This is a genomic window from Candidatus Thiodiazotropha endoloripes (assembly GCF_001708965.1).
Taxonomy (GTDB): Bacteria; Pseudomonadota; Gammaproteobacteria; order Chromatiales; family Chromatiaceae; genus Thiodiazotropha; species Thiodiazotropha endoloripes.
Window position 1 is genome coordinate 50,000 of record NZ_LVJW01000003.1, and the last position, 21,143, is coordinate 71,142.

The window sequence follows — 21,143 nt, forward strand, 5'->3', positions numbered from 1 at the left end:
GGAGTCATTGGGTCATTGAGAATGGTTGTTACAGTATTTAAACGGTGTTGCCAGTCATGCTGTGGTCGTTACAGGTCGAAATTTTTGTTTGCCTGGATCCATCCTCGTCTATCAGATAGTCCTATCTGAATCTCCTTTGCGAGTGGTCAAGGAGAGGTTTGCCTGAGCGGTTTGCAATTGAATTGACGCTATCTTTTGCTGCAGATTGTTACCCTGAAGATCAGCTCTTATGATTTGTTAATTTTCGTTAATTGTTACAGCCTGAAGTGGTGGATTTGTCTTGAACTGTCGACTGGCACTCATCTGCGGAGAATTAATAATAGTCTGTTCTTACATTGGTTTGTTTGTGGAATGATTGTCAGGATAGGAATTTAAATACTAAAAGATGATTGAATCTCCTCAACTACTGACACTTTTATTGAGGTTGTTTTACAACAGAAACTAGAATGAGAGAGGTTAAAAATCATACGGGTAAAGGTGCTGGCGACCGTTTTGTCTTCCGCGAAAGTCACTGACTGATGTGGATCGACTACTAAAAAAACCTAAACCACAGTGCTGACACCATCTGGTTAAGTTTGATTCTTTTAATCAGAAATCGCCAACTGAACAGGCGGTCATTTGTTATATATGGTCTTTGCTACACGTAAGATAGGTCGATCGCAGGATCTGCATAGAGTGATGCGTGTGATGAGCTGTTGGGTGGGGCAGTGTTTCTGGAATTGTGTCGCAATTTGCGTGATCTGGTTAGATTGGGTTATAGCGTGCTAACCGATTCATAGAGCCCTGCAGCAAGAATCAATTACTGATAGACAATCAGATTTGCAGCATAAATAATGGCAGAAACAGTAGAGTTGGTATTGGGGTGGTAATGGGCTCTCGCGTCAAGCATGTAGACATAGCGAAAGGGGTATCAATTGCCTTGGTAGCGATGTTTCATACCAAGCTGAGGATATTTGTTCCCGATATTGTGGATCCCCTCTCTCTTTTCAGGTTGCCCCTGTTTTTCTTTTTGTCGGGTATCTTCTTTTCATGGGCAGCAGCCCCTGGAGCGTTTATAAGCCACAAATTTGAGGCGCTTTTAAAGCCTTATCTGGTCGTTCTGCTGTCCCTGTTTCTGCTGAGTTTTTTATCTGGCGAGGAAGGGTTGGCAGAGCGGCTTGTGGGGATTTTTTATGGGGTTGGTGACACGATCGAATGGATACCGATGTGGTTTCTGCCTCACCTCTTTGCGGTATTCCTGTTTGCCTATGGGTTATTCCGTTGGTTTAAGTTCTCGGATTGGTCGATTGGTACGAAAGTACTCTTTTTGTTACTTCTGTTAGGCGTTGGTTCGGAGTTTATCGGTACCTTTTGGTACAGAGAGGTCAGTTTTCTAGGTAATGGGTACCAGTTACCAGGCCTTCCTTTCTCAATTGATATTTTGTTGATCACATCAGTCTTCTTTCTGTTCGGTTATATGATGAGAGATCAAGTGGTTAACTTTAAGCCGAATATCTGGTTATTTCTGCTTGCTGTTGTTGTATTTCTCATTATCGAGACGCTTACGGATGCCCGGATTACGCTTAATAAAAGACAGTATGATTTTTCTCTGTACGCTACCATCGGGGCGATCTGCGGTGGCTATGTTGTTATTACCTTTTCCTGGTTGATTTCGAAGAGTGAGTGGCTCAGTATCATTCCCCTGAGGTTGGGTGAGGCGAGCCTTTTTATTCTTATTTTCCACAACATCATCAATACACTTTTCTATACCTATTTTTCCGAAGGTATCAGTGATGTTCAGATATTGACTGCGATTGCGTTTCTCTGTTTTGGCTTAAGCATTTCAATTCCATTGCTTATCAGATGGTTTGTAGTGAAAAGTGATCTTTTGGCGCTTCTGTTTCTGCCTGCAAAAGTCAGATAAAGAGGTGCTCTTTTTTCAAACGTGCCAGGCAGGTTATCTGTTTTTCAATTGTGCACTGGTCTGGTTTGTTGTGCCGTCCCTCAAGTATTCTATTTGAATCGTCTGACCTTGTTTCAGGGATTTTAGTGTTATTGAAAGATCCCGCAGGCCCTTGATGGGTGTTTGGTCAATGCCGACAATGATATCCATTTTTTTAAGTCCCGCGTTGTGCGCAGGAGAGTTGGGTACCACGCCACCCAGACGGTAACCATTGCCTTGATATGTGAAGTCGGGGATTGTGCCGAGAGAGACTTTGCGTTGTTTGGGTGGCTTATGGGAATGCTGGATGCCTGACAGCTGAATTGTCATTGGCTCTTCACGTGCCGCTAAATACTCCACAATCTGTTTACTGACCTCGGCTACCTTGATCATGCCTTCGAGATCAATCTTGTCAGCAGTATCCCCGGGTCTGTGATAGTCCGTATGGGCACCGGAGAAGAGTTGTACCGCCGGGATTCCGGCATCATGGAAGCTGATCTGGTCACTGGCGTCGAGTGGTTCATTGACCATCGCCGACTCTATGCCGGTAACAAAACCTATGCCTCTGAAGATGTGGGGCCACTCTGAAGCGCTCTCTGCGCCGAGCACAATCAGTTTGTTGTCAAACAGACGACCGACAGAATCGAGATTGAGCATTCCAATCGTCTCGGAGACAGGATACCTTTGTTGATGCTTTACATAGTGTTTTGAACCCAGGCGACCTGCCTCTTCACCACTGAAAGCAACAAAAACAATATTACGATCGGGTTTATGATTTTTTGCCAGTATTCGTGCCAATTCAAGCATGACAGCAATGCCACTGGCATTGTCATCAGCACCAAAATGGATCTTGCCCCGGTTGTTTTCACGAACATCGGGCCAGCCAAGCCCCAAGTGATCATAGTGAGCGCCGATCACGAGGTTTTGTTGTGAGAGTTGTGGGTGTCTGCCTGGAATAATGCCGATGATGTTTTTCAAGCGATGTGACTTCCCCTGGTCGTCATTCGCATGGAAGTATTGAAAGTACTCCTGTTGCTCACCGCCGGGTTTCAATCCCGCTTTTTTGAAAGCTGCAGCGATATAGTCTGCTGCCAGATCCAGACCTTTAGAGCCCAGTCCTCGCCCCTGCAGCTGCTGATCGCTGAGATAGCGTACGGTTTGCATCATTTTTTCAGGATTGTATTCAAGTACCGGTTCGATCAATGGTGAGGAAGACTCTAATTTCGCTCTTGCTGCACCCGGTGTGAAGAGTCTGGTCAATGGTGAATTTGCAACCGGCCAGCGTCCCTTCAGGCTGTTTTTTGGTTCCGTACCGCTGAAGGCCAGGTAGCTGTATTTATGGTAGTGGGGTATTTTTCGCCCCAGTCCTGGCAGTGCGTCGGGCAGGTCCGCAGTGATCAGTGCCAATGGATGGGGTTGACTGGTCTGGTTTCTGATTCTTGTTACCCATGCAAAGGCACTGTTTTGTCGGCTGATCTGTTCTGCGTCCACCCGGACATAATCGGCAGTAAAGGCCAATGGATGCTGTTTCAGCATTTCTTGAACATGTTTTGTAAAACGGTTGTTCCAGCCGAGTACTACTGCTGCACTGTTTTCAGGCAGTCTCTCGATCTTATCATCTGCAATTATGGTGACTTGTTCCGGTCCCATGTGGGAGATGTCATCGGCAAAGTCTTGCCAGGCTTTTTTCATCTCGCGGGTTGTATTGCTGGGATAGATTACCAGCAATTTGGTCGAGCCGAAGATTTGTGTGAAAGCCGGAGGAGTCTCTTCCAGTGCCAGTTTTCTGAATAGATCGAATTGTGGATCAATCTCGAGTCGGGTCGGAGTCGAAGGCAGATTTATTTCAAAAGTCTGCTTTCGATTCGTCATGGTGACGACCGACTGTTGTGCTTCGGTTTGATTGGTCAGTGAAACTGCGACTGGGATATTCAAAGCATATACATGGTCAGGCTGAAGCTGTTGCAGAGTAAACTGTAAACGAACTTTGTCCGCTTGCCTGTCGATTCTGCTCGATTTGAGTCGAAGTTCAGGCGCGCCTGTGTATTCGACCCATTGAGTAAAGAAGCTTGCTAATGATTCTCCACTGATGGCTTCAAATGTTCGTTGAAGGTCTGCAAATGAGGCAATTTTAAACTCGTATTGCTGGTAGAACTGCCGAAGCCCCTTGGTAAAAAGTTGATCTCCAAGTTGCTTGCGCAGCATATGAAACATCATCAGGGTTTTGCCATAACCTACCGCCTCAGTAGCTGAGCTGTGTCTGCTTTTGAATGCTGAGAGGGGAAAGTCTCTCTGCTTGGCTGCATAGTCCCGATACTTTTGCAGGCTCTGCTGACGATAGCTGACACCCTGGTTCTGCTGTTCCTTGATCAGGTGGTCTGCCAGATAGGCGGTTAATCCCTCACTCCAGTTACCGCTGTCAAAATCCACATAGACGCCGTTGCCCCACCAGTTGTGCAGGATCTCATGGGGATAGGATGTGTTGAGTATAAAGGGAAGACGAATCACTCTGGAACCAAGCAGCGTGAATGAAGGCATACCGAATCCGGTTTCCCAGAAGTTTTCAACCAATGCGAATTTGCTGTAGGGATAGGCTCCGATCAACTGTTCGTACATCTTCAGATATTTGACTGTTGCCTGAAGATATCGGTCTGCCAGTTTCTGATCTGCCATACGAAGAAATACCTGAGCCGATACCGGTTTCCCCTGCAGTTTTGCAATCTTCTGATACTCGGTGAACTCTGCTGCAATCAGATAGATCTCATCCTGTGGCTTGTCGATATGCCAATGATCTATGTTCTGTTCACTGCTGTTTTGAGAGTTCTGCCGATGACCCTGAGTGACCGAGGACCAGCCGGTTGGCAGGGTAACCTTCATGTTGAAAGTCAGATAGGGGTGTGCTTCGATTTGTGGATACCACAAGCTGCCTGCGGCAAGAAAAATTCCCTTTTTATCGATTAGCCCTGCACTGTTTCTAAATCCCCTTGACTGTTCCTTGCGGCTGGAAGTCAATTTATGATGAATGCGGCCTGTGTATTCCACAGTTAAATGGTTTACTCCTTTGGGCAGGCTGATCTCATAACGCTCGGCAAAACCATCCCGATGGTCAAGTCTGACCTGAAGCTCGCCTTGGTCTGTCGAAAAGCGTGGTTTCAGGCCGGCGTGCAGGATCAGCTTGAGATCAGACAGGGGTTGTGTGAATGAGATACGATCAATAACGCTAAGCGTCTGCCGTTGCGGTACCAGCTTGACATCAAGTTGATGGTGGATGGGAGGATGATTCTCGAGCGCCAGAAGTGGAGTGCAAATCAACCAGAGTAGAAACAGAAGGCCTCTATTCATCTATTCAATCCAGTCAGCAATGAAAATATCCGTTGCGCGAGGTTTGTTCGGGTTGCGGTTGGAGCCAAACACAATCTTTTTGCCGTCGGGTGAGAACATGGGGAAACTGTCGAATACCTGGTTGTAGGTGATCCTCTCAAGCCCCGATCCATCTCTGTTAATCAGATAGAGTTCGAAGTTGTGACCAAATGTTTTGTAATCATCCCGCCAGTCATCCATGTTGCTTGAAAAGACGATTCGTTTACCGTCAGGATGCCAGGAGGGTGCCCAGTTGGTGGCGCCATTGTCCGTGAGACGTATTTTGTTATTGCCATCTGCATCCATTACCCAGATATCCAGTGGTGTGGATTGAATGTAATCCTGATTCATGTTTTCCTGCCACTGGGATTTTTCAGCGGCGGTGGTGGGATGCCAGGCACGCCAGACAATCTTTGTGCTGTCTGGAGAAAACCATGGCCCACCATCATAGCCTTCTGTATCAGTCAGACGTTGAAGATTGCCACCATTCACATCCATCCGGTAGATATCGAAATCCCCCTCGCGCTGTGAACCGAAAACGATCGACTTCCCATCTGCGGAGACAATCGGTTCAGCGTCATATTTGGGGTTATCGGTTAGTGGTGTCAGGTCAGAACCGTCGACATTGGCCCGGTAGATATTGTAAGGGTGCAGGGGCCAGGCATATCGTATATGCGGGGGCCATTCGGGTTTGCTTGGGCAGCTTCCCTCAAGGTGGCTGGTGGAAGCAAAAACGATCTGTTTTTCCCCGGGTTGGAAGAATGCGCAGGTGTGTGCACCATGATTCGGGCTTACCATGGTTTTGTTGGATCCGTCGATGTTCATGGTCCAGATCTTGTCACACTCAAAACCACCCCGGTTCGACTGATAGATCAACTGCTGCCCGTCAAAACTGAAATAGGCCTCACCATTGTCCCCCTTGAAGGTCAGCTGAGTCAGGTCTGACATATGACGATCATCCGATTGTTTCAAGACTGGCGCCTGTTCTGCGTAAACTGGAAGGGTAAAAGTCAAGCTAAACAATAGGGCTATTCTGTAGTACATTGGATCTCGTCTTCGGATTTTTAGTGGTGTGTGAACTACTCAGATTGATAACCTACAAGTTAAGGAACCTCTGAACAAGTCATGAACCGGCATCTTGTCGCCAAAATGCACCGCTTCTGCGTTGCAGATCTTCACAATCGCTGGTTATTACGTGCGATCTGCGCCTTGAATCGGCACATTTTGATCGACAATCTGTTCAGCTCAGACTTATTCAGAGGTTCCTTAACACAAGCCATTGCCTCCGAACAGTCGGAAAGTTCGATAATATGTAGGCCAGTGAAAATTCCAGGTTAATATTATTGAATTTTATCCACTCGATATGGCTAAGATGATCGTCCTGGTTAGGGCTCAATGAAGCCGTTCGGATAGACCATTAGTATTTAACTGAGAGCTGATTGATTATGGAATTGGACCTGGATGGTGGCCGCTTGATTCTGTTTTTGGGTGGATTGAGTCTTTTTATCCTCCTTGAAACCATCTTTCCTGTCCGTGTCTGGCAGGGGAAACGAATCAACCGCTTCATGTTTCATGCCGCTGTAGCGGCGCTGAACACCGTGATTGTCAGGGTATTGATCTATGTGCCCTTTCTGCTGTGGATCGTCTATGTCGAGCAACAGGGCTGGGGTATATCCCGCTGGCTGGGTCTGAATGGCTGGTTGGAGATTGTGATATCACTGATTATGCTCGATCTGTTTGATTATTTCTGGCACAGAGCGAATCACCGTTTTCCTCTGCTGTGGCGTTTTCATAAAGCCCACCATGCGGATACCGAGATGGATGTGACCACTGCACTGCGTTTCCATCCGGGTGAACTTTTTCTTTCATCCTTCGCCAAAGCACTATGGATACTGATCTGGGGGCCCACCGCAATTGCCTGGTTTGTATTTGAAGGATTGATCAGTCTGTGTGCCCAGTTTCACCACAGCAATATTGATCTGCCTGAGCCAATTGAGCGGGTTTTGTGCCGAGTCATTGTGACTCCCAGGTTTCACACCTCCCATCATCGGGTTGAACGGACCTATGGTGATGCAAATTTCTCCACCATATTCAGTTTCTGGGATCCTCTGTTCGGCAGCTATAATCAGATGCCCAGAGAGGAAAAAGGTGCGGATCATGGAGACCTGATCGGCTTACCTCAGGCCCGGGAGACGGCGTTCTCCTTCAAGGCCTGGTTGATTGAGCCATTCAGTCGGAGAAATATGGGGTTGGCTGACTGAGGTACGGCGATCATATATATACCAAGCGATTTGTTGAACCAGTCTGGATGGTGTGTCCAATTAAGAGTGCTCAGACCGGATTCATGCAGAGATTCTATAACCTAAAAAAATTGTGAGGAGAGATGTTGTGAAAAAGATACTTGGCCTAGTGTTACTGTTTCCGTTGGCGGTATTTTCAGCGGAACACGCAGGCAAGGCTGCTGAACATGGCGGCAAGGCAATGAAGGCAAAGCAGCAGGCATCAGAACATGCCGGCAAGGCTGCAGAGCATGGTGGAAAGGCAATGGAAGCGATGGAGGATGAGGCGAAAAAAGTCAGTGAACATGGCGGTAAAGCGATGAAGAAGATGGAGCATGGCGGTAAACCTGCAGAACATGCAGGTAAACCGGTAGCCAAATAGGATTCAAGAGATGGTCAGATATCTGCTGCTGATTGGTTTGGCGGGATTGGCGACAAGTCTATGTATGGCTGATGAGTCAGACCACACACCCACCGACAGTCGCAAGTATTATGTTGAAGACATCAAGTCAACCATGATGCAGCACATCGAGGATGTGGTGGATGAGCATGGTGTTTTTCGTCTGCGTGACGATAAAACCGGAGAAGTGCTGACACTGAAGTTTGTGCGTATCCATGACCCGGTCAGACAGATCGGCAGTGATATCTACTTTGCCTGTACGGATTTTCATGTGGTGGGTGAGCCGGATAAGCTCTATGACCTCGACTTCTGGATGAATGACAAAACCGGTCAGTTAAAGATCTATCAGTCGAAGGTGCATAAAGAGCCCCGTTGGTCTTTTTTGTATGGCTGGTATAAACAGCCCCGCTATACCTTCGTGAATGACGAGATTGAGTATCTTTATTAACTCCTGAGATTCATTCAAGACCAAGGGGATTGGCAAAGATGGCTGATCGGCTTGCCTGTTCAAGCCTGAAGCGGGATTGGTACTGTTTGTCTTTCAGAAACTGCTTCATGTAGGTCGCTATGGTCTACAGGTAGTCATCAGCAACCTCTTCAGCCTGTTGATCCAGACCACCCGGCAGTCCGGGCAATGAACTGTTCAGAGATGCCTTAATTCCCGCCGGCGCTGGAATAGGCCAGACGGCTGACCCTGCCGGGTGTGGGGGTTTCAGGCACCAGCAGCGAAAGCATCAAGGAGATGGCGGCCATCGCGGCGCCGGCATAGAACACCAGTGCGGGTGAACTCATCCAGATGATCCCGAACACAGCGGGAATCGCCACCGCTGCTATATGGTTGATGGAGAAGCTGACCCCGGCGGTGGAGGCGATATCCTCTTGATCGGCAATTTTCTGAAAATAGGTTTTGAGAGCAATTGCCAGGGCGAAAAAGAGGTGGTCGATGATATAGAGTCCGGCGGCTATGGTGGCGTTTTCCACCAGGGCATAGCCGACGAATACCAGAATCAGTCCGCTGTATTCGATCAGCAGGGCTCGACGCTCCCCGATCTGGCCGATCAGGCGGCCGATGCGTGGGGCAAGAAAGACATTGATGGTCGCATTGATCAAAAACAGCATGGCAATCTGTGAAACGCTGTAACCAAACTTCTCCACCATCAGAAAGCCGGCGAACACCACGAAGATCTGACGGCGCGCGCCGGACATGAATGTCAGCAGATAGAAGAGCCAGTATCGCTTACGCAGCACCATGTGTTTGTGCTGTTCAGTCTTCTGTGGAAAGAGGGGAAAGCTCAACCAGGAGATCAGGGCGATCATCAGGGTGAGTCCTCCCATCACCAGGTAGATCCACTGGTAGTCGAGTTGCAGCAGGTTATCCCCAAGCCAGATCAGACCAAAGGTCAGGATCGAGGCAAATGAGCCGGCTGCGATCAGTTTGCCGAGCACTTCGGCGGAGTTGGATGTGTCGGTCCACTGCAGTGCCAGGGAGGTCTGCAGGGTTTCGTAGTAGTGAAATCCAACCGACATGATGACTGTGGTGATGTAGAGGCCGATTACAGAGGGAAAGAAACCGGTCAGTGCGGTACCCAGTCCGAGCAGAGCCAGCGAGATGTAGGCGAGCTTCTGCTCCCTCACCAGCAGCAGCAGAAAAACCACGCCGAAGGCAAGAAATCCGGGGATCTCTCTCAGGCTCTGCAGAATGCCCATCTCCTGGCCGGTAAAGGCTACTCTTTCGATGGCAAAGTTGTTCAACAGAGTCTGCCAAGCGGCAAAACTGAGCGGTACGGCAATTGCCATCAACATCAGCAGAACTTCAGGTCGCTCTCTGATCTGTGTCGGAATCTTCATCATGTGACTATTATGATGGGGATTTGGTTTGTCGTAATAGCTATAATCTGACAATGAATATTGAAAACCGGACAATAGACCCCCAGGTTCACGTGGGATATGTGGTGGACGCGGATCGGCCTGTTTTGACTCTGACAAGTGAGCGGAAGGCCTCGGAACTGGTCTCGAAACACTCTCACTTGAGAGGGCAGCTGCTGTTTGCCATCCGTGGCGCCATGAAGGCGACCACCGATGATGGAGCCTGGTTGGTTCCCCCCTCTCAGGCGCTGTGGATACCCCCTGGGGTGATGCATGAGGTGGAGATGGCCGAGGCTGTCTCCTTGAGATCGGTCTATATCGATCCGAGTTATGTCGAGGCGTTGCCTGACGAGTGTTGTGTGGTAAGGGTGTCGGCGCTACTTAAGGCGCTGATTCTGGAGGCGGCAGCGATTGGTAATGACTATCAGCCTGAGACGGCCGAGGCACGATTGATGCTGGTGATCCTGGATCAATTGAAAAAAATCGAGCGCTTTCCCCTCTATCTGCCTTTTTCCTCTGAACCGAGGATCCGCCGGGTTACCGATAGCATGATCGCCAATCCTGCGGACAACCGCGCACTGGCCGGGTGGGCTGTAGAGATCGGTGCCAGTGAACGGACCTTGGGTAGACTCTTTATTCGTCATCTCGGGATGAGTTTTGGTGCCTGGCGTCGTCGCTTGAGGTTGCTGGAGTCGATCGACCGGTTAGGTAATGGTGCCTCCGTGACGGAGGTCGCCTATGAGCTGGGGTATGGCAGCCCCAGCGCATTCATTGCGATGTTTCGTGAAAACCTGGGGGTGCCCCCGGCACGGTTTTTTTCAGATCAGCGATGAGGGGTTTTTCCGCTTATTTTGACTGGGAAATTGGCTTTGGCGGTAACTTGGTTTATGATTCCTCTCTTTTTTGTGGCCCTGAGGCCCTTTGAAATTCATTCCGGTGGGGAAAAACGATGGCACGTGTGACAGTTGAAGATTGCATGGAATTTGTGGATAACCGTTTTGATCTGGTCTTGCTTGCCACCAAACGGGCCCGTCAACTGGTCAATGGCGTCGAGCCTCTGCTGCCCTGGGAAAACGACAAGCCCACCGTTATGGCGCTGCGTGAGATCGCTGAGGGCCTGATCTCCCATAAGCAACTGGATGCACAGCTCGCTGAGGAAGAGGCCGTGCTCGATGAGGCGATCATGGATGTCGATATCACGCCGATGGAACCAAACCAATAAGATTTTCCCCCGCGTGCGGCATTTATCGCCGCACCAGCCATTTTTTCCTGTCTATTGACTTGCAACTCAGGGTTGAATCGGCACAGAATTCTCCATTAGTTGTGTTTTTGGAGTGCCCGAATGAGCAACCCTTTAGGCATCATAGAGAAAGATCAGGATACACCCCGTTTTCTGATCAGTGATCTGTGTGCCTATCTGGAGGAGTATCTCTCCCCGGATCATATCCGCGAAGTCTATCGTGCCTATCTGTTTGGTGCCGAGGCTCATGTCGGCCAACATCGAAAAACCGGTGAACCCTATATCTATCATCCGGTTGCTGTGGCACGCATCCTCGCCACCATGCGTATGGATTACAAATGTCTGATGGCTGCGATTCTGCATGATGTGATTGAGGATACTCCCACCGCCAAAGAGCAGCTGGCCGATACCTTCGATGCGGAGATCGCCGAATTGGTGGATGGGGTCAGTAAACTCTCCAAGATCGATTTCAACTCCCAGGCGGAGGCCCAGGCTGCGAGTCTGCGCAAGATGCTGCTGGCGATGACCAAGGATATCCGGGTCATTCTCATCAAGCTGGCAGACCGCTTACATAACATGCGAACCCTTGGGGTGATGCGACCGGACAAATCGCGCCGGATCGCCAAGGAGACTCTGGATATCTTCGCTCCCATCGCCAACCGGCTGGGCATCAACAGCATGCGGCTCGAACTGGAAGAGTTGGGCTTTGCCGCCTATTGGCCGATGCGCTACCGGGCGCTTAAGGGAGCGGTTGCGGATGCCCGTGGCCACCATCGGGAGCTGATTGAAAATGTCGAGAAGGCGCTCAGTACCCGTCTTCAACAGGAGGACTTTCAGGGTGAAGTCAACGGCCGACAAAAGCATCTCTACAGCATCTACAAAAAGATGGTGGAGAAGAAACTCAGCTTCTCCGAGGTGGTCGATGTCTTTGCCTTCCGCATCGTCGTCGATCGGGTGGATACCTGCTATCGGGTACTTGGGGTGGTGCACAATCTCTATAAACCGATGCCCGGCCGATTCAAGGACTATATTGCAATACCAAAGGCGAATGGCTATCAGTCTCTGCATACGGTGCTGTTTGGTCCCCAGGGTATTCCGATCGAGATCCAGATCCGCACCGAAGAGATGGATAAGCTGGCGGAATCGGGCATTGCGGCTCACTGGATGTACAAGACAGGGGAAGCCAGTGGTCAGTGGGTAAAATCCCGTGCTTCCGACTGGCTGCAAAACCTGTTGGAGATGCAGCAGGGTGTTGGCGATTCGATGGAGTTTCTCGAACATGTGAAGGTGGACCTGTTTCCCGATGAGGTCTATGTCTTCACGCCAAGGGGACGCATCATGGTGTTACCCAAGGGGGCCACGGTGGTCGATTTTGCCTACAGCGTGCATACCGATGTGGGAAATACCTGTGTGGCGGCTCGGGTCGATCGCCGGCTTGTACCGTTGCGCACCAGGCTGCATAACGGTCAGACGGTGGAGATCATCAACTCGGAGACTGCAGGGCCTAGTCCCGCCTGGCTCAATTTCGTGGTCACCGGTAAGGCGAGGGCCAACATCAGATCCTATCTGAAGAATCTTCAGGACCAGGAGGCGGTCAACCTGGGACGGCGCCTGCTGGAGCGGGAATTGAATCTGCTGACACTCAAACTGGAGGAGATCGATAAGTCGCAGATCGATCAGGTACTGGAAGAGTTCCGCCTGGAAAATCTGGACTCCCTGCTGGCGGGTATCGCCCTGGGCAATCATATGCCGCTGTTGGTTGCCCGTCGCCTGGCTGGCGAGGAGATGGTGCCGGCTGGTAGCGAGACTGGCGCTCAGGAGGCTGAGCCTTCCGGGGTACTGGCGATTCGCGGTACCGAAGGGATGGTGGTCAATTTTGCCAAGTGTTGCTGGCCGATACCCGATGACGCCATTGTCGGTGTCTTCAATCCGGGCAAGGGGATCGTCATTCATCGTCAGGGCTGTCCCAATCTTGGGGATTACAAGAAGCACGGACACAAATGGATCGAGGCCGAATGGGAGCCCGATGTACAGGGCGAATTCGCAACCAAGATCAAGGTCGAGTCAGGGAATCAACGAGGGGTTCTCGCCTCCGTGGCCTCAGTGATTTCACAGCAGGAGTCCAATATCGAACATGTGGGATCGGAGGAACGGGATGGGCTTTCATCTACGCTGGTGTTTGTCATTACCGTAAAGAATCGTCTGCACCTGGCGAGAATCATGCGCCAGGTCCGTTCACTTCCCTCTGTGATGCGCATCAGTCGTCTCAAATAGCATCAGCAGCAACGATCGATAGGATTTGTTCGAACGCTGCAGATGCTGCAGCATAAAATAGACAAGCTATTCATCATCAAAGTGGCCCGGACAGGCCCGATAACACCCAGAGGAGTTACAACATGAGTCGTGAAATTATCCGCACTGACCAGGCACCACAGGCAATAGGTACCTATTCCCAGGCGGTGAAGGTGGGGCAGACTGTCTATCTATCGGGACAGATCCCACTGGTTCCGGAGACCATGGAGATGGTTGAAGGTGATATCGAACAACAGATAAGACGCGTGTTCGATAACTTGCAGGCGGTGGCAAGAGCGGCCGGCGGAAGCCTCGCCGATGTGGTCAAGCTGAATGTGTTTCTCACCGATCTGGTTCACTTTCCTGTGGTCAATCAGGTGATGGCCGACTACTTTGCTGAACCCTATCCAGCAAGAGCGGCAATCGGGGTGGCGGCTCTGCCGAAAGATGCAGGGGTGGAAATGGATGCTATTATGGAGATTGACTCATAGCGGATAAGCAGTAGACGCTCGTGTTATCAGGCCCTTATAACTGGTTTTTATTTTTGATATGAGCGACCAACTCAAGCAGATGATGCAGGTGAATATCAAAGGACGTGCCTTTGTCATCTGCCAATCCCACGGTATCACCGACCCCAGCATCATGGGCTACTATGTGCAGATCCTGGAAGAGGCGACCATGGGTATGCTGAATCCTGAAAGTTCGGTTGCCGATTTTCATGAGGCACTGAACGAAAAAGCGAAATGGCTGGAACGGGAGGTCGGTCAGTTGACCGATCCGGCGGTATCGGGTGAGTCAGATGGAGCTCAGGAGGGATCGGCGGAAGAGGTGGTGGCCGAGCAACAGGAACCGGCCAAGCCGGTAACGGCTCATCAGCAGAACAAAAAAGCCACCGGCTATGTTCCGGAAGCGAAATCGATGGGTGAACGTCTCAAGGACAGACGTTCTGAGATGGAGCATCTGCTGCTGAATGACTGTGTCACCCTGAAACTGGTGACTCCCAAACAGGCGAAGAAACATGTCCATGAACTGGTCGGCCGGGACCCAAAGAAGGCGGAAGAGGATCTGGTGGCCAATTTGCGTAATGCGCTGCACCAACAGGTCGTCGGTTTCATCCGCAAGCACAATGGCGGACCCTGGAGCAGCGCCACCGAACAGACAGAAATCAGGATGCAGATCGCCAGTACCAAAACCCTCCAATCCCTGGTCAATCTCTCCAAGATGTTGCTCAGTGAGCGGGAAGAGTGGATGGCAAAAACAAAACACAGCCTGGTTGGCCGATTGTTTGGCGGAAAGGTGAAACTCGATAAGTGAGTGTTGTTGAGTCGGCTGTTTACAACAAACCAGTCCCTGGCGTCATCCCTGTCACCTCTCTCGTCCCCTTATTCCCCGATTAAAGTTACCATCACTTGACGATTGTGGGGATGGGTTCTGTGCTCCCACAGGTAGATTCCCTGCCAGGTACCCAATGCCAGTCGTCCGTTGCTGATCGGCAGGCTGAGATCGCTGTGGGTGAGGATTGTGCGGATATGTGCCGACATGTCATCAGGGCCCTCCATGGTGTGTTGGAAGATCGAATCGCCATCCTTTACCAGTCTGGAGAGGTAACGCTCCAGATCCGAACGGACATCGGGATCGGCATTTTCGCAGAGGATCAATGAGGCGCTGGTGTGTCGCAGAAAGAGTTGGCAGATGCCGCTGTGGATGCCGGACTGATCCACCAGAGAGGTTATCTGGTGGGTGATGTTGACCGTCTCCCTGCCGCGAGTTTGAATACTGAATGTTTCCTGTGCCACCATTCCCACTTTACTCCGGGTTCATAATCTTGAAAATGTTGTCTCAACATGGATGACCAAGTGCAACCATGAAGCCATGGGAACACGCTAACAGTTTACCTTCAAACCGTATGAAAGCGAGTGACATTGAAAAAGGATATTGAACTGAAAAGTCTGGCAGACCAATCTGTCACCCTGCTGAAAGGGGTTGGGGCAAGGAGTGCCGAAAAGCTTGCGAAACTGGGGATCATCACCCTGCAGGATGTGCTGTTCCATCTGCCGCTGCGGTATCAGGACAGAACCCGGGTCCATCCGATTGGCGCTTTACGGCGGGGTGATCAGGTGGTTATTGAAGGGGAGGTCGACCTGGCTGAGGTCAAGTTCGGCCGGCGTCGCTCGCTGATGGTCCATCTCTCCGACGGTACCGGCAGTCTGTTTCTGCGTTTTTTCTATTTCAGTAATGCTCAGCGTCAGAATCTCAGCAGAGGGGTGCGACTGCGCTGCTTCGGCGAAGTTCGTAGCGGTCCCTCCAGTCTGGAGATGGTGCATCCCGAATATCAGCGGCTCTCAGACGATGAACCGTTGATGGTTGAAGATACCTTGACCCCGGTCTATCCGACCACTGAGGGAGTGCATCAGTTGACTTTGAGAGGGTTGATCGGCCAGACCCTCGAGTTGCTGGATCGATCGCCTGCTGCGTTGCAGGAGCTGCTGCCTGAGAATCTGTTACAGCGCTTTCAACTCTCCAGTCTTTTGCAGGCGGTCTGTTTTCTGCATCGTCCGCCGCCGGATGTGGATCAACAGCTGTTGCTTGCCGGTGAGCATCCGGCCCAGCAACGGCTTGCCTTCGAGGAGTTGCTGGCTCACCAGATCAGTCTGCTGACGGTACGGGCAGAGCATCAACGTATCAAAAGCACCGCCTTTGCCGAACAGAACCGACTCAAACAGGCACTGCTCGAGGCTTTGCCCTTCAGCCTGACCGAGGCCCAGCTTCGGGTGGTCAGTGAAATCGAGGATGATCTGGCGCAGTCGAAACCGATGCAACGGCTGGTTCAGGGGGATGTGGGTTCGGGTAAAACCGTGGTCAGTGCCTTGGCGGCACTGCAGGCGATCGGTGCCGGCAGTCAGGTCGCCCTGATGGCGCCGACCGAGTTGCTGGCGGAGCAGCATCTGAACAACTTCAGTCAGTGGCTGACCCCCCTGGGGGTTGAGATCGCCTGGTTGACCGGGCGGCTCAAGGGGCGTGCGCGGGAGCAGGTGCTGCAACGGATCGAGTCGGCTGAGGTACAGATGGTGGTGGGTACCCAGGCGCTGTTTCAGGATGATGTGTCGTTTAACGATTTGGGGCTGGTGGTGATCGATGAACAGCACCGTTTCGGTGTGCATCAGCGCCTTGCCTTGCGGGAAAAAGGGCAGCAGCAGAATCGCACGCCTCACCAGTTGATCATGACCGCGACACCGATTCCACGCACTCTGGCAATGACCGCTTATGCCGATCTCGATCTGTCGGTGATCGATGGCCTGCCACCGGGGCGTAAACCGGTCACCACGGCCGTACTCTCCAGCAGTCGTCGTGATGAGGTGGTTGCAAGGGTCAGAGCAGCCTGTGCGGAAGGGCGTCAAGCCTATTGGGTCTGTACCTTGATTGAGGAGTCGGAGGTATTGCAGTGTCAGGCTGCGGAAGAGACCGAACGGCTGTTGGCCGAGGCGCTGCCCGAGCTCAACATCGGTCTGGTGCATGGACGCATCAAGCAGGATGAAAAAGAGCAGGTGATGGGGCAATTCAAATCCGGCGCCCTGGATCTGCTGGTGGCCACCACGGTGATCGAGGTGGGAGTGGATGTGCCCAACGCCAGCCTGATGATTATTGAAAATCCTGAACGTCTGGGTTTGGCGCAATTGCATCAACTGCGAGGCCGGGTGGGCCGTGGCAGCGCTGAGAGTCACTGTCTGTTGATGTACCAATCCCCCCTCTCGCAACAGGCGAAGCAGCGCCTGGCGATTCTTCGTGAGACCGGAGATGGTTTTGTGATCGCCCAGAAGGATCTTGAGATGCGTGGTCCCGGAGAGGTGCTCGGCACCCGTCAGACCGGGGAGATGCAGCTACGGATCGCCGATCTGATCCGCGATCAGGAGATGCTGGATGATGTTCGTGATGGGGCGGCCATGGTGATCAAACAGGATCCGACTGCCGCGACCGCACTGGTCAAGCGCTGGCTGGGTGACCGGGTCGACTATGGGCGGGTTTGAGCACTGAGCCCATTGAGACTCCCTGAGCGACCGATGCGGAACGATTGTGCGGCTTCACAGATGTTCGTCAACTGCTTGTCTGCTGTGCCATAATCGATCTTTTTCAAGGAACAAAGCTTGAGTCAGCGAAGCAGTAAGAGGTCACTACTGGAACCCCATTGGAGCGATTGGTCGCAACGCCGCTACAGCGGGGTTCCGCCGGAGGCTCAGGAGTGGCTGCGCGATACCGGTTCCCTCACCCGGCGGGTGATCCAGTGTTGTGGCTCTGGCCAGTTCCGGGTCTCGCTGCAGCAGCAGCAATGGGGCCGGCCGCTGACCAGTGAACGGCAATCGCTGCAGATGCGTCAGGGGCTGCTGGCGCTGGTGCGGGATGTGGTGCTGCTCTGCGATGACAGCCCCTGGGTCTTCGCCCGAACCCTGATTCCCGCCTCCACCCTAAAAGGTCCGGCACGACGACTGATGCTGCTTGGAGAGAAGCCTCTTGGGGCTGTACTGTTTTCCGATCCGAAGGTGATTCGGGGCGCCACCATGTTTGCCAGGCTCAGCCCGGGGCATGCTCTGTTTGATGCGGCCTGTGAACATCTTCAGAAAAGACCGGAGTTGCTGTGGGGCAGGCGTACCCTGTTCTATATGGCGCGGAGACCGATTCTGGTGAATGAGCTGTTTCTGCCACAGCTGCCAATGCGGATGAGTGGTGATCAATGAGTGGTGAGGCAAACATGGGACTGCCGCCGGTCCAGCCTGTGAGCTGGGGGGAGAGGCTGAGGCGCTATGCGCTGCTGGTCAGGCTGCATCGTCCGATCGGCATACTGCTGCTGCTCTGGCCGACCCTCTGGTCGTTATGGATTGCCGCTGAGGGGACGCCTCCCTGGGGCATGGTGCTGGTCTTTACCTTGGGGGTGGCGATCATGCGCTCAGCCGGGTGCGCCATCAATGACTATGCGGACCGGGATTTTGACGGCCATGTAACGCGTACCGAGGATCGTCCCATCGCCAGTGGATTGATCGAGCCCAGGGAGGCGCTTGGGGTGTTTCTGGTGCTCTCCCTTATGGCCGCCACCTTGCTGATCTTTTTGAACTGGCCGACCCGCTATCTCTCCCTGGTGGCGTTGGGGCTGACGGCACTCTATCCCTTCATGAAGCGCTATACCTATCTGCCTCAGGTGGTATTGGGCGCTGCCTTCGGTTGGGCGGTGCCGATGGTCTTTATGGCGCTGACCGAGAGTCTGCCACTGATCACCTGGGTGATTTTTCTCTCCACCCTGATCTGGGCGCTGATCTACGATACCCAGTACGCCATGGTGGATCGAGAGGATGATCTGAAGATCGGCGTAAAATCGACAGCGATTCTGTTTGGCCGCCATGACAACCTGATCGTCGGATTGCTGCAGGGAGTCATGCTCGGGCTGTTGGTCTTGATCGGTCTGATGAGTGATCGCGGCCTGCTCTATTTTCTCGGGATTGCCGCCGCAGCGCTGCTGTTTCTCTATCAGCAGTGGCTGACCCGGGATCGTGACCCCAAGGCCTGCTTTCAGGCGTTTCTGAATAACAACCGGTTTGGTCTGGTGGTATTTGTCGGGCTGGTGCTTGATTACGCTTTCTAGGGCCTATTGGATTAGTGTTAACAGGCCCCAGCCGGAATGTTTGATTGGTTGTTAGTCATCCTGGGGCTTGTTAAGCAAACTCTGGCCAGGTGATACCTGGCCAGAGTAGGTGGCATTATCGATTGCGTCTTTGGCGCCCAGCTATCAATAACGGGATCAACAGCAACAACCAGGGATCCAGTGCACCACCACCACCGCCAGACGATGGGTAAGCCCGGGGTCTGTTGAACATGGGCTGCTGATTGTCGACCCTATTGTTGGCAACAGGTGTTGCAGCTCGCTGTTGTCGAGCTGTCTGCTCTTTCGCGACACGCGCCTGATTGTGGCGATCGATACCGTACTGTTGGAACTGCTCTTCTCGAACCACCACCATGGAGGTGTAGTCGGTGACCAGGCCATACTCTGTGGCCAGATCGACAATCGCCTGTCGGGAGTCGGCGTCCTCGCCCAGATAGTCGATCTGATTCTGCAGCGATTCAATCGTTGCGTAGGCCCAGAGTCGTTCAATCTCCGGATTACCTGTGCTCTGACTTGGGAATTCGAAGCGGCTCGAATAAGTTGTCTTTTGTCCCGATATCTTGCCTTGGATGCTGACATCAGCCATACCCTCGCCCCAGTAGTGTCCAAACAGGATCAATTGACGGCCCTGGTAGAGGGAACCGATTCGATCCGGAGTCAGGTCCTTGACTTTGACCCCGCGAATCGTCACATCGATATCGTGCAGGGCCTCATGGGTCAGCTTATCCGTTACCAGCATCAGCTGACCGACAATATCATCACTGTTGGAGATATTGATCGAGAAGCCGTTGGAGATTTTTGTCATACCTTCCAGCAGCGGGCGATTGGCGCTGTTACCCATGACAAAGCTGAATAGCCGCACGTCATATTTTTCCAGCAACTTGAGAAAATCTCTCTTTTCCGTGGTGCCGACGTTGGCAACACCATCGGTCACCAACAGGATCGCACTGGAGCGGTCGGCATCGAGTCCTTTGATGCCACGCTCCAGACCGGCATAGAGATTGGTGCTGCCGTTCGGTGAGGTGTTTTCAAGTTTATCGATATAGCGTTTTACATTGTCTCTGTCTGCGTTGATATAGTCTGAAGTGAGTGTCTTGGCGCGATCATTGAAGAGCACGATCTTGAATCGATCCTTCTCAGAGAGTCGTGCCAAGCCCTTTTTTACACCTTCAAGCAGACTCTGGTACTTACCCTTCATAGAGCCTGAGATGTCGAGTACGAATACCCAGTCACGGCCTTCATTGATGGTGGCCAGGTCGTCGCCGGGTGTGACCGTCAACATAAAGGTTCCCCGATCCTTACCGGGTTCCTTATGGGTAACCATGTCGACACTGCCAGGCAGTCCCGTCTGGTGCCGCCAATAGACCAGAATGTCTTTATCCAGTTTCTGAATGATGGCGGGAGTGGTTTGGGGGTTTGTTACTCCTTGTTCTGTCGTGGCCTGGCCGTTATGCAGCGAGACCGACCACTCTTGTGGCGAGTTGGCGACAGCAGATGCCTGAGGATGTTGTGGCAGTCGCATGGTGTCGATCGGGTAGGAAGAGCGTAGTTTCAGGTTGAAGCTGAACGCCTCTGTCACCACGCTGTTGTAACGCCAGAAAGCCAGCTTCTCCTCGTCCACGCCACCCTCTTCCAGGGGGTAGACATAGCGTCCTATGCCACTATCCACATGCGCGGGCTGGATATAGACAAGGCGGATTTTGACATCCTGCTGAGGTTTTACCGGATAGACGTGGCTGTCAAATGTACGGTAACTGTCCTGTTCAGTCAGTGCGGTTTCCCGGCCGGCATTGCGCTCCTGCTGGTAGACCTCCCTGGCCCGCTGTTTCTCCAATACCTCACCGGTTACCGGTTGGCCATCGATCCAGTAGGTAAACTCTCCGACGGAGGCTTTTTCCGGAACCGGGAATGAGTAGATGGCCTCAAGTTCCCGATCGTTGGGATTGAAAAAGACCTGCTCGACCGAGGTGATCGCATAACCGTCCTCGATGGTGACGTCGACATGGTGTTGTTTGATCTCCAGTTCTGGCAGGTTGGCCGATTTCGGCGTCATCAGGCCGGCGGATGTGGCGCTCTGGGCGGCGAAAAAGGTGAGCCCAAAGAGCAGATATTTAAACTGTTTTGTTAGAGTGGTCATA

General features: G+C 52.1%; 17 protein-coding genes. 12 read left to right on the forward strand and 5 right to left on the reverse strand.

Features of this window, described 5'->3' with window-relative positions; translation table 11 throughout:
* Nucleotides 1-868: 868 nt before the first annotated feature.
* Nucleotides 869-1,903, forward strand: a complete 1,035-nt coding sequence (locus A3193_RS00230) for an acyltransferase family protein (protein WP_069013764.1) — start codon at nt 869-871, stop codon at nt 1,901-1,903.
* 33 nt (nt 1,904-1,936) lie between these two features.
* Here the strand turns inward: A3193_RS00230 and A3193_RS00235 are convergent, their stop codons facing one another.
* Nucleotides 1,937-5,263: a M20/M25/M40 family metallo-hydrolase gene (locus A3193_RS00235; RefSeq protein ID WP_069013765.1), complete on the reverse strand. Its 3,327-nt coding sequence runs from the start codon at nt 5,261-5,263 to the stop codon at nt 1,937-1,939.
* Nucleotides 5,264-6,229, reverse strand: a complete 966-nt coding sequence (locus tag A3193_RS00240; RefSeq protein ID WP_162273721.1) for a TolB family protein — start codon at nt 6,227-6,229, stop codon at nt 5,264-5,266. It abuts the gene before it with no gap.
* A gap of 497 nt (nt 6,230-6,726) precedes the next feature.
* Here A3193_RS00240 and A3193_RS00245 point away from each other — a divergent pair, with 497 nt between their 5' ends.
* The 3 genes from A3193_RS00245 to A3193_RS00255 all read left to right on the forward strand — a co-directional run bounded on the left by A3193_RS00245 (nt 6,727) and on the right by A3193_RS00255 (nt 8,408).
* Entirely contained in the window at nt 6,727-7,542 is an 816-nt protein-coding gene (locus tag A3193_RS00245; protein ID WP_069013767.1) for a sterol desaturase family protein, read from the forward strand.
* Between the two features lie 127 nt (nt 7,543-7,669).
* Nucleotides 7,670-7,942, forward strand: coding sequence for a hypothetical protein (locus A3193_RS00250; RefSeq protein ID WP_069004210.1), 273 nt, complete (start codon nt 7,670-7,672; stop codon nt 7,940-7,942).
* A gap of 10 nt (nt 7,943-7,952) precedes the next feature.
* Nucleotides 7,953-8,408 carry a hypothetical protein gene (locus A3193_RS00255; protein ID WP_069004211.1) on the forward strand — a complete coding sequence of 152 codons (456 nt, stop codon included), beginning with the start codon at nt 7,953-7,955 and terminating at the stop codon, nt 8,406-8,408.
* A 206-nt stretch (nt 8,409-8,614) separates the two neighbouring features.
* Here the strand turns inward: A3193_RS00255 and A3193_RS00260 are convergent, their stop codons facing one another.
* Complete coding sequence (locus tag A3193_RS00260) at nt 8,615-9,808, reverse strand: MFS transporter (protein WP_069014684.1); 1,194 nt, start codon at nt 9,806-9,808, stop codon at nt 8,615-8,617.
* A gap of 53 nt (nt 9,809-9,861) precedes the next feature.
* Here A3193_RS00260 and A3193_RS00265 point away from each other — a divergent pair, with 53 nt between their 5' ends.
* The 5 genes from A3193_RS00265 (at nt 9,862) to A3193_RS00285 (ending at nt 14,672) form a co-directional block, all read left to right on the forward strand.
* The gene (locus tag A3193_RS00265) at nt 9,862-10,659 is read left to right on the forward strand and encodes an AraC family transcriptional regulator (protein ID WP_069013768.1); all 798 of its coding nucleotides are present in this window, start codon (nt 9,862-9,864) and stop codon (nt 10,657-10,659) included.
* A gap of 116 nt (nt 10,660-10,775) precedes the next feature.
* Nucleotides 10,776-11,048, forward strand: coding sequence for a DNA-directed RNA polymerase subunit omega (gene rpoZ, locus A3193_RS00270; protein WP_069004213.1), 273 nt, complete (start codon nt 10,776-10,778; stop codon nt 11,046-11,048).
* 120 nt (nt 11,049-11,168) lie between these two features.
* Entirely contained in the window at nt 11,169-13,340 is a 2,172-nt protein-coding gene (gene spoT / locus A3193_RS00275; RefSeq protein WP_069004214.1) for a bifunctional GTP diphosphokinase/guanosine-3',5'-bis pyrophosphate 3'-pyrophosphohydrolase, read from the forward strand.
* Between the two features lie 122 nt (nt 13,341-13,462).
* Nucleotides 13,463-13,849, forward strand: a complete 387-nt coding sequence (locus A3193_RS00280; protein ID WP_069004215.1) for a RidA family protein — start codon at nt 13,463-13,465, stop codon at nt 13,847-13,849.
* A 58-nt stretch (nt 13,850-13,907) separates the two neighbouring features.
* Nucleotides 13,908-14,672 carry a hypothetical protein gene (locus tag A3193_RS00285; protein WP_069004216.1) on the forward strand — a complete coding sequence of 255 codons (765 nt, stop codon included), beginning with the start codon at nt 13,908-13,910 and terminating at the stop codon, nt 14,670-14,672.
* Nucleotides 14,673-14,740: 68 nt separating this feature from the next.
* Here the strand turns inward: A3193_RS00285 and A3193_RS00290 are convergent, their stop codons facing one another.
* The gene (locus A3193_RS00290) at nt 14,741-15,157 is read right to left on the reverse strand and encodes a secondary thiamine-phosphate synthase enzyme YjbQ (protein WP_069004217.1); all 417 of its coding nucleotides are present in this window, start codon (nt 15,155-15,157) and stop codon (nt 14,741-14,743) included.
* Between the two features lie 117 nt (nt 15,158-15,274).
* Between A3193_RS00290 and recG the strand changes: the two genes are divergently transcribed.
* From recG to ubiA, 3 genes are all read left to right on the forward strand, one after another.
* Entirely contained in the window at nt 15,275-17,383 is a 2,109-nt protein-coding gene (gene recG / locus A3193_RS00295; RefSeq protein ID WP_235614874.1) for an ATP-dependent DNA helicase RecG, read from the forward strand.
* A gap of 117 nt (nt 17,384-17,500) precedes the next feature.
* The gene (locus tag A3193_RS00300) at nt 17,501-18,088 is read left to right on the forward strand and encodes a chorismate--pyruvate lyase family protein (RefSeq protein ID WP_069013769.1); all 588 of its coding nucleotides are present in this window, start codon (nt 17,501-17,503) and stop codon (nt 18,086-18,088) included.
* Complete coding sequence (gene ubiA / locus A3193_RS00305; RefSeq protein WP_235614875.1) at nt 18,085-18,987, forward strand: 4-hydroxybenzoate octaprenyltransferase; 903 nt, start codon at nt 18,085-18,087, stop codon at nt 18,985-18,987. Before A3193_RS00300 ends, ubiA begins: the two co-directional genes overlap by 4 nt.
* Nucleotides 18,988-19,102: 115 nt before the next feature.
* Here ubiA and A3193_RS00310 read toward each other — a convergent pair whose 3' ends face one another.
* On the reverse strand, nt 19,103-21,142 hold the full coding sequence (locus A3193_RS00310) for a VIT and vWA domain-containing protein (RefSeq protein WP_069013770.1): 2,040 nt from the start codon (nt 21,140-21,142) through the stop codon (nt 19,103-19,105).
* Between the last annotated feature and the right edge of the window lies 1 nt (nt 21,143).

Bases quoted from the DNA above. Each gene is read 5' to 3' on its own strand.
- A3193_RS00230 (WP_069013764.1), top strand. From the start codon at position 869: ATGGGCTCTCGCGTCAAGCATGTAGACATAGCGAAAGGGGTATCAATT.
- A3193_RS00235 (WP_069013765.1), bottom strand. From the start codon at position 5,263: ATGAATAGAGGCCTTCTGTTTCTACTCTGGTTGATTTGCACTCCACTT.
- A3193_RS00240 (WP_162273721.1), bottom strand. From the start codon at position 6,229: ATGTCAGACCTGACTCAGCTGACCTTCAAGGGGGACAATGGTGAGGCC.
- A3193_RS00245 (WP_069013767.1), top strand. From the start codon at position 6,727: ATGGAATTGGACCTGGATGGTGGCCGCTTGATTCTGTTTTTGGGTGGA.
- A3193_RS00255 (WP_069004211.1), top strand. From the start codon at position 7,953: ATGGTCAGATATCTGCTGCTGATTGGTTTGGCGGGATTGGCGACAAGT.
- A3193_RS00260 (WP_069014684.1), bottom strand. From the start codon at position 9,808: ATGAAGATTCCGACACAGATCAGAGAGCGACCTGAAGTTCTGCTGATG.
- A3193_RS00265 (WP_069013768.1), top strand. From the start codon at position 9,862: ATGAATATTGAAAACCGGACAATAGACCCCCAGGTTCACGTGGGATAT.
- rpoZ (WP_069004213.1), top strand. From the start codon at position 10,776: ATGGCACGTGTGACAGTTGAAGATTGCATGGAATTTGTGGATAACCGT.
- spoT (WP_069004214.1), top strand. From the start codon at position 11,169: ATGAGCAACCCTTTAGGCATCATAGAGAAAGATCAGGATACACCCCGT.
- A3193_RS00280 (WP_069004215.1), top strand. From the start codon at position 13,463: ATGAGTCGTGAAATTATCCGCACTGACCAGGCACCACAGGCAATAGGT.
- A3193_RS00285 (WP_069004216.1), top strand. From the start codon at position 13,908: ATGAGCGACCAACTCAAGCAGATGATGCAGGTGAATATCAAAGGACGT.
- A3193_RS00290 (WP_069004217.1), bottom strand. From the start codon at position 15,157: ATGGTGGCACAGGAAACATTCAGTATTCAAACTCGCGGCAGGGAGACG.
- ubiA (WP_235614875.1), top strand. From the start codon at position 18,085: ATGAGTGGTGAGGCAAACATGGGACTGCCGCCGGTCCAGCCTGTGAGC.
- A3193_RS00310 (WP_069013770.1), bottom strand. From the start codon at position 21,142: ATGACCACTCTAACAAAACAGTTTAAATATCTGCTCTTTGGGCTCACC.